Source organism: Skermanella sp. (assembly GCF_059503625.1).
Genome location: NZ_JCACHA010000893.1, coordinates 1 through 7728, shown reverse-complemented (window position 1 = coordinate 7728; position 7728 = coordinate 1). Strand labels below are relative to the sequence as shown.

At 64.2% G+C, this 7728-nt stretch carries 8 protein-coding genes; 4 read left to right on the top strand and 4 right to left on the bottom strand.

Annotated elements, in window-relative coordinates; translation table 11 throughout:
- On the bottom strand, positions 1-251 hold a 251-nt coding region (locus tag AC5JJ6_RS32560; RefSeq protein WP_496046028.1), incomplete at its 3' end, for a nucleotide-binding protein.
- A 148-nt stretch (positions 252-399) separates the two neighbouring features.
- Between AC5JJ6_RS32560 and AC5JJ6_RS32555 the strand changes: the two genes are divergently transcribed.
- Positions 400-1452: an L-threonylcarbamoyladenylate synthase gene (locus tag AC5JJ6_RS32555; RefSeq protein ID WP_496046029.1), complete on the top strand. Its 1053-nt coding sequence runs from the start codon at positions 400-402 to the stop codon at positions 1450-1452.
- 7 nt (positions 1453-1459) lie between these two features.
- The gene (locus AC5JJ6_RS32550) at positions 1460-2887 is read left to right on the top strand and encodes an FAD-binding oxidoreductase (protein WP_496046027.1); all 1428 of its coding nucleotides are present in this window, start codon (positions 1460-1462) and stop codon (positions 2885-2887) included.
- Positions 2888-2914: 27 nt separating this feature from the next.
- On the opposite strand, the gene AC5JJ6_RS32545 is transcribed toward AC5JJ6_RS32550, so the two are convergent.
- On the bottom strand, positions 2915-4453 hold the full coding sequence (locus tag AC5JJ6_RS32545) for a hypothetical protein (protein WP_496046026.1): 1539 nt from the start codon (positions 4451-4453) through the stop codon (positions 2915-2917).
- Between the two features lie 264 nt (positions 4454-4717).
- On the opposite strand from AC5JJ6_RS32545, the gene AC5JJ6_RS32540 reads away from it, so the two are divergent.
- The gene (locus tag AC5JJ6_RS32540; protein ID WP_496046025.1) at positions 4718-6106 is read left to right on the top strand and encodes a hypothetical protein; all 1389 of its coding nucleotides are present in this window, start codon (positions 4718-4720) and stop codon (positions 6104-6106) included.
- Positions 6096-6806 (top strand): DUF7024 domain-containing protein, encoded by a 711-nt coding sequence (locus tag AC5JJ6_RS32535; RefSeq protein ID WP_496046024.1) that lies wholly within the window; start codon positions 6096-6098, stop codon positions 6804-6806. The genes AC5JJ6_RS32540 and AC5JJ6_RS32535 overlap by 11 nt, the downstream gene beginning before the upstream one ends.
- Before the next feature lie 29 nt (positions 6807-6835).
- On the opposite strand, the gene AC5JJ6_RS32530 is transcribed toward AC5JJ6_RS32535, so the two are convergent.
- Both AC5JJ6_RS32530 and AC5JJ6_RS32525 read right to left on the bottom strand, forming a co-directional pair.
- Positions 6836-7312: a GtrA family protein gene (locus AC5JJ6_RS32530; protein WP_496046023.1), complete on the bottom strand. Its 477-nt coding sequence runs from the start codon at positions 7310-7312 to the stop codon at positions 6836-6838.
- Positions 7309-7728: glycosyltransferase family protein (locus tag AC5JJ6_RS32525; protein ID WP_496046022.1), on the bottom strand; the 420-nt coding region annotated here is incomplete at its 5' end. The genes AC5JJ6_RS32525 and AC5JJ6_RS32530, both read right to left, overlap by 4 nt.

Genomic DNA, 7728 nt, shown 5'->3' with positions numbered 1-7728 from the left:
TTCTCCTGCGTCAGCCGTTCGACCGCCTGCTGGGTGCGCCAGCCGGTGATCTGGGTGTGGCCGATGCCGGTCTTGCCGTTCAACTGGTCCTTCCGGGTCTGGATCCAGCGGGTCAGGCTGCCCTGGGGATCGATATCGACGACGGCGACGCGAAGACCCGCTTCCGACCACGCGATAGCCAGATGCGCCGCCAGGGTGGTCTTTCCCGCCCCGCCCTTCTGCTGCGCCACGGTGTAAATTCTGCCCGCCATGCCCGCTCCGCTCACCGGCTATGCCGCCGATTATCATTGAAAAAAAGCCGCAATCGCCGCAGCAACGGCATAGTGCATCCAGATCGACAACAGGCCAAGGGTGGTGTTTGGCTTTCGCAAGCCGGAATAACACTTTACTAGTATGAACATGAGCAAAATCGTCAGCCCCAAGCCCGCCAATCCAGGGCGCAAGCCCGAACTGGTCCCGCCGACCGACACCAACATCGCGCGGGCGGCCGACCTGCTGCGCGCGGGCGGGCTGGTGGCGTTCCCGACGGAGACGGTCTACGGCCTGGGCGCCGATGCGACCGACGACCGCGCCGTCGCCAGCATATTCGAGGCGAAAGGCAGGCCCCGCTTCAACCCGCTGATCGTCCATTTCCCCGACTTGGGCGCCGCCGAAGCCGTCGTCCGCTTCGACGAGCGGGCCGAAAGGCTGGCGGAAACCCTGTGGCCGGGAGCGCTGACGCTGGTGCTGCCGCGCCGGGCCGACAGTCCGCTGTCGCTGCTGGTCAGCGCCGGACTGGAGTCGGTCGCGGTCCGCGTCCCCAACCATCCCGTGGCGCGCTCGCTGCTGAAGGCGGTGGGGCGTCCGATTGCCGCACCCAGCGCCAACCGCTCCGGCGCCGTCAGCCCGACGACGCCGCTGCACGTCGCGGAGAGCCTGGGCGACCGCGTCGGCCTGATCCTGGCCGCCGGCCGCTGCCCGATCGGGCTGGAATCGACCGTGCTCGACCTGACCGGCGCCGACCCCGTCCTGCTGCGCCCCGGCGGCGTCACTCGGGAGGAGTTGGAATCCCTGCTCGGGACGAAGGTCCTGACGCCCGAGCACCAGCCGCCCGGCGCCGACCCCGACGCGCCGAAGTCGCCCGGCATGCTCGCCAGCCACTACGCTCCCGGCTGTCCGGTGCGGCTTGGCGCGCACGACGCCGGCGCCGACGAGGCGCTGCTGTCGTTCGGCCCCGACACCTTCGTACGCGGCGGGGCGACCCGGCTGAACCTGAGCCCGCAGGGCGACCTGTTCGAGGCGGCAGCCAACCTGTTCGCCATGCTGCGCGCCCTGGACCGGCCCGAGCATTCGGCCATCGCCGTCATGTCCATCCCCGAACAGGGTTTGGGCGTCGCCATCAACGACCGCCTGCGCCGCGCCGCGGCTCCGCGCGGACCCGCCACCCTTCCCGAACAGCCGCCAGCCCCCTGATAGCAACATGCCCGAAACCAAGAAAATCGACCCCGCCCTGCTCGACCGCCTGCGCGCCATCGTCGGCCCTTCCGGGCATATCGACGATCCCGCCGACATGGAACCCTACGTTGCCGAATGGCGCGGCCGGTATCGCGGGGCGACCCCGCTGGTGCTGCGCCCGGCCTCCACGCAGGAGCTGTCGGACGTGATGCGGGCCTGTGCGGAGGCCGGCGTTCCGGTCGTGCCGCAGGGCGGCAATACCGGACTGGTCGGCGGCTCGATCCCGTCGGCGGACAACAGCGAAGTGCTGATCAGCCTGTCGCGGATGAACAGGATCCGGGAGATGGACCCGCTGAACTACACGGTCACGGTGGAAGCCGGCTGCGTGCTCCAGACGCTCCAGCAGGCGGCGGCCGACGTGGACCGCCTGTTCCCGCTGAGCCTGGGCGCCGAGGGCACCTGCCAGATCGGCGGCAACATCTCCGCCAACGCCGGCGGCACCATGACGCTGCGCTACGGCAATACCCGCGACCTGGTGCTGGGCCTGGAGGTCGTGCTGCCCGACGGCCAGATCTGGAACGGCATGCGGCGGCTGCGCAAGAACAACACCGGCTACGACCTGAAGCACCTGTTCATCGGGGCCGAGGGCACGCTGGGCTTCATCACCGCCGCCGTGCTCAAGCTGTTCCCCCGGCCCAAGCAGGTCGAGACCGGCTTCCTGGCGGTCCGCGACCCCGACGCCGCGATCGAGCTTCTGGCCAGCCTGCGGTCCGCCAGCGGCGACAGCCTCAGCGCCTTCGAGCTGATGCCCCGCATAGCCCTGGACTTCGCGCTCAAGCACGTCGCCGGCACGATCGACCCGCTGTCGGAGCCGTTCCCCTGGTACGTGCTGCTGGAACTGTCCACCGGCACGGGAGGCGACGCCTTCCGCGAGACGATCGAGGAAGCGCTGGGCGAGGCGATGGAGGCGGGACTGGTCCAGGACGCCACCCTGGCGTCGAGCGAGGCCCAGGCCAAGCAGCTCTGGTTCATCCGCGAGGCCATCGTCGAGGCGCAGAAATACGAGGGCGGCTCGATCAAGCACGACATCTCGATCCCGGTGTCCTGCGTCGGCAGCTTCATCGCCCAGGCGACCGAAGCGGTCGAGCGGACGATCCCCGGCGCGCGTCCGGTGCCGTTCGGCCATGTCGGCGACGGCAACATCCACTTCAACGTAAACCAACCGGTCGACGCCGACACCGAAGCCTATCTGGCCCAGTGGGACAAGCTGAACGAAGTCGTCCACGACATCGTCCTGAGCATGGACGGCTCGATCAGCGCCGAACACGGCATCGGCACCTTCAAGCGCGAGGAGCTTCAACGCGTCAAGTCGCCGGTCGAGCTGGACCTGATGCGCCGGATCAAGGCGACCCTCGACCCGCAGGGGCTTATGAATCCGGGCAAGGTGCTTTAAAAGCCGCCGCCTTTCAGGGAAGTCAGGTCATGGGGCCGTCGTGCGCGTGATATCCAGTCCGAGGATCCGGAGCACGCCGGGTCCTGGAACGGCCCCATCGGCGGGTAAGACCGTCAGCACCGGCGTTCCGGGGGCGATGCCGGGCGGGCAATGCAGCGCTTCGGTAAACAGGATGTGCCAGTTGCCGCGCACGCAGTAGGCTCCCGGCCTCACCCGCTTGCCGTAGGCCAGCAGGCTCGCCGTGTTGGCCCAGACCGCTACCCAGTTCCTGGTGCTGTCCAGGTCGAGCACGGCGGGACCTGGTTCGAACTCGACCAGTGCGCGATGCGCTTCCGGAATGCCGGCGACGCTGTCGGACGGGCGCCGGGGGCCGAATGCGAGAAGCAGCGCTACGCCCAGCACGGCGGTAAGCGCCAGACGGCCATGCCTTCGGATATCCGTCGCCTTATGAAGCGCACAGACCGTCACGGCCGTCAGCAGGCCGGGTACCGAGCGGTAGAAGTAGATGATGTAAGCCTGATCGAGGAGGTCGACGGCGAAGACCGTGTAGAACAGCACGGCCAGGGTCGATGCGGCCAGAGCCGCCAGGAAGCCCAGGCGTTCACCGAGGTCGCGGCGGTCGCGGCGGTCGCCCGCTCCGGTCCTCAGCAGGACCCACATCAGTACCGCCGACGGTATGAGCATCGCAGCACCACCCCAGCAGGCGAAGACATAGGTCAGGCTGGCCGCCAGCGAGTTCGAGTGCCGGGCACTGCCGTAGCCGAAGTATTGCCCCAGCGGACCGGGGAAATGCAGCACGGTCTGGGCGAGGAGCGGCAGCAGGAACACTGCCACGACGGCGGCAGCGGCGATCAGGTGCTTGCGGTAGCGCGGCACCGTTTCGGGCGACACCAGTTTCGGCCAGACCTCGTCGGACAGCCAGCGCGTCGCCGACAGGTGGACCAGCGCACCGATGACGATCATCAACCCGATGATGCCGATGAACGAGGCATGGCCGTGGACCAGGAAACCCGCCGCCAGGGTCAGCGGGACGAGCGCGTCCAACCGTCCCGAGGTGACCCGCGCCAGAGCCAGCGTGAAGACGGCGAAGGGCGCGAAGTAGAGGAACGGCAGCCAGATGCCGAACAGGAATCCAGGGTCGTTCAGGAGCGTATAGGCGATGAAGACGGCCAGGCCCGATGCCGCGGCGCCGGCCGAACGCGAAAACCTTGCCAGCAGGAACCAGAGCAGCGAGAGCCAGCCGGCGTTGAGCGCCGCCGTTCCCAGCATCTGCCCGCCCATCGGGGTCGGGGTCAGGCGCAGAAGATCGTGGAACAGGTATTCGCCGGCGGCCATCACATAGAAATATGCCGGTCCCGGATGATTGAATCCGACGCGCGAGTAGTTGCCGGTCAGCAGGACGCTTCGCTTGGCTTCGAGAACCAGCAAGGTATTTGCTGCCAGATCGCCATATTCGAAAAGGAGTTTACCGGTCGAAGGCAGCCATCCGCCCAGCATCAACAGCGCCATGGCCAGAAAAACAGCGCCGGTCATAGGCCATTCCGGCTCGGACTTCATGATCGTCATTGTGCAGATATTCCTCGACACGCCGCATTCCGATCTGCATCAAGTGAGGAGCTTCGTGACTTCACTCGCTTACAGGAACGCTGCCGGTCGTATGCCGGAGGCGGCATGAATGACCGAACCGTTCGGTGTTATGCGCCCGGTCTTATGGGTGAGAAATTGAAAATTCCTTAATACTCAATCCGTTGCGACATTAGAACGCTTCTCAGGCAGATGGAATCGGCAGGTCGAACAGGGCGGTGAATCCACCTCGCTGAATGTCTGAATATGCTATTTGACAAAAATTTCTTCATCGGCACATTGGGTATAGCGTCAGAAGGAATTTGGTTAATGATATTTAGCAAAATTAGGAGCTTCTTTAACTCAAGGGATTATGCGGTAACTATTATCTTTCTAACTTTCATATTCCTGATCTATGCGTTCCTGTTCCTCAGTCACCCGGCCCTGCCCCATGACATGGCATCCGGCTGGTGGGGATGGTGGGACCAAAGCCAGTACATAAAATCCGCCAAGGCGCTTTCCCGGATCGACCTAAGTCCAGCCGAACACTGGTACTTTCCCGGATACGCCCTTCTCGGCGCAGTCTTCTATAAATCGATGCCGACTCACGCATTCTTTTTCGTCGACGCGCTCTGCCTTCTCGTCACGGCACTCTGCTTTATCAGGATATCCCGCCATTTCGGCGTCGGCACCGTTGCCGCATCGGCGGTATTCGCGTTCAGCACGGCTTTCAACGGCGTCATCATCGAACAGTTCGTGGTCCCGTGGAGCACGACCCCGTCCTGCGCGATCATCTACATCATCCTTACGCTTTTTCTCAACCGGACGGCAGACGCGCTGAAGTTCTTCCTGATGGGACTGCTGGCCAGCATCGTCCTTATCATACGTCCGATGGATGTGATCTCCACGGCGCCGGTTTTCGTCTTTCTGGCGGCGAATGCGGCCATCAGCCTGCTCCGGAGCCCCCGCAACCGGGCCGGCTATCCTCCTGATGGTGTTTCCCCGGCCACCCTCGCCTTCCTGATCGGGGGCGGCTTGACCGGGCTTTTCGGCGTCGCTCTCGCCTATTACGCGATTTATGGCTGGGCCGTTTCCCCTTACCTAGCGATAGCGCAGGATATCGGGTTCATTTTCTCCGCTCTGCCGATCAAGCTCTACGTACTCTTCATCGACCCAACCGCCGTGTACGGCCAGGGCACGGCCATCCTCAAGGCTTATCCCTGGATCTTCCTGTCGCTGATCGGGATCGTCTGCTGCCTGCTGGAAAGGTCGCGTCTTGCCATAGTGGCCGCCTGCGTCCTGGTCCATATCTTCTTTTATGCCTGCTACGCAGACTTGCTACCGACCAACATCTGGCATTTCGGACTTATTCATTATCTGAAATGGACATTCCCTCTCTTTGGTCTCTTCGCTTGGCTGGCGGTGAAGAACGTCCTGTCCGGCCGCCGGACCGTATCGGCCGCCGTCGCCGCGGCCGGCCTGATCGGCCTCCTGTCGGTCCGCATCGAGCTGGAACGGGTGGATGCCGTCGCCGGCACGGCCTCGCCGTCCGGTTTCCAGGCCACGTTCGCCGACATGGGAGCGATCGCCGCCATCGACGTCCCGATGTCGGGGGGGGGTCCCCAAGGGATTGAACGATTGGCCGGTGAGTCTTGACGCCGATGGAAAAAGCCTGCGCCGGTATGCCGAGTTCCTGTCGGCTCCGCAGGTCTTTGGGCTGAGGATCATCCTGCCCCGCCCTGTCCATGCCGCCACCGTCGCCGGCACCTTTGATCCTTCCGGCGCGATGAGCCCGACCGGCAAACCGCCGATAGGCCGGCGCTATGATATCGGCTTAGGCTGGCCCTGCTGGCTTCCTCCTTACGGCTGCAAAGCACCCGATGCCGATTGGGCCTTCGAACTGCGCGACGGCGAGCGGATCGACTTCCGGAAAGGCGGCAACAGCCTCCGCTACGCCGTCAAGGGCTGGAGCGGACAGGAGGACTGGGGGACCTGGACCGATGGGAGCAAGGCATCGCTCAGGTTTCCCTTCGCCGTCGGCAATCTGGCGCCAAGGCAGGACCTCGAGTTGACGATCGACGCCAACGCATTCGGCACTCCGAAACATCTTCGACAGAACGTCCGGGTGATCGTCAACGACGAAGATATGGGCGAGTTCAATTTGGATGCGGCGGACGGGCCGCAGACTTTGGCCGTGAAGATCCCCAGGCGGACGGCGGTCAAGCAGTATCCGGTCACCGTCGTCCTGGACCTCAAGGACGCGATTTCGCCCGAGGCGCTTGGCGTCTCCGAGGACACGCGAAGGCTGGGCTTGGGCGTCAGTGGGTTGGTGCTGAAAACAGTGCCGGCGCCATAGAGCCGTGGAAGACAGTTTCCGTTACCCGTTCAAGCCGGCTTGGACGGGGAACCGCCGGCAGTTCCATCGTCGCCCGCCCCCTGCCCCATCTCCCAGCGCGGAGTCTTGTCGAAGACGATGAACTGACGCGCGGCGAAGTTCCAGATGAAGGCGACGCCAGTGCCGCCGACCTTGCCCAGCATGACCGGCAACCCCAGAAGTTCGACCATGCCCGCCATGAACGCGACGTTGATCACGAAGCCCAGGCCGCTGACCAGATAGACCAGCGCCAGTTCTGACCGCCCGGAAAGTTTGCCTTTCCTGAACCCGATCCGGAAGGAAAGCAGGTAGTTGACGTAGGTCGCCACCGCGAAGCCGCAGGCGGAGGCCGGGATATAGTGCAGGTCGGCGAAGGAGAAAGCGGCATAGAAAGCCGTCCACTCGACCAGCGACGACAGCCCTCCGATCACGAAATACACCGCGAAACTGGCGGCATATCGCTTGATGAAGGAGAGCAGGATGGTCATGGCTTGCTCAGGAAGGAATACTTGACGATGGCGTAGATCGCCCTGAAGGCGTCCTTCAGTCCGATCTTCTTTCCCTCGTCATAGGTCCGGCCATAATAGGAAATCCCGACCTCGTAGAAGACGCAGTGCCGCCTTGCCAGCTTGGCGGTGATTTCCGGTTCGAAGCCGAAGCGGTCCTCCTCGATCGTCACCGACTGGATCACTTCCCGGCGGAACACCTTGTAGCAGGTCTCCATGTCGGTCAGGTTGATGTTGGTCGCGAAGTTCGAGCAGAGCGTCAGGATGCGGTTGGCGACCATGTGCCAGAAATAGACGACGCGATGGGCCTCGCCGCCGGCGAAGCGGGAGCCGTAGACGACGTCGGCGCCATGGTTGAGGATCGGGTCGATCAGGCGCGGGTATTCCTTGGGATTGTA

Coding starts and splice junctions, on each gene's coding strand:
- AC5JJ6_RS32555 (WP_496046029.1), top strand. CDS start 400: ATGAGCAAAATCGTCAGCCCCAAGCCCGCCAATCCAGGGCGCAAGCCC.
- AC5JJ6_RS32550 (WP_496046027.1), top strand. CDS start 1,460: ATGCCCGAAACCAAGAAAATCGACCCCGCCCTGCTCGACCGCCTGCGC.
- AC5JJ6_RS32545 (WP_496046026.1), bottom strand. CDS start 4,453: ATGACGATCATGAAGTCCGAGCCGGAATGGCCTATGACCGGCGCTGTT.
- AC5JJ6_RS32540 (WP_496046025.1), top strand. CDS start 4,718: ATGCTATTTGACAAAAATTTCTTCATCGGCACATTGGGTATAGCGTCA.
- AC5JJ6_RS32530 (WP_496046023.1), bottom strand. CDS start 7,312: ATGACCATCCTGCTCTCCTTCATCAAGCGATATGCCGCCAGTTTCGCG.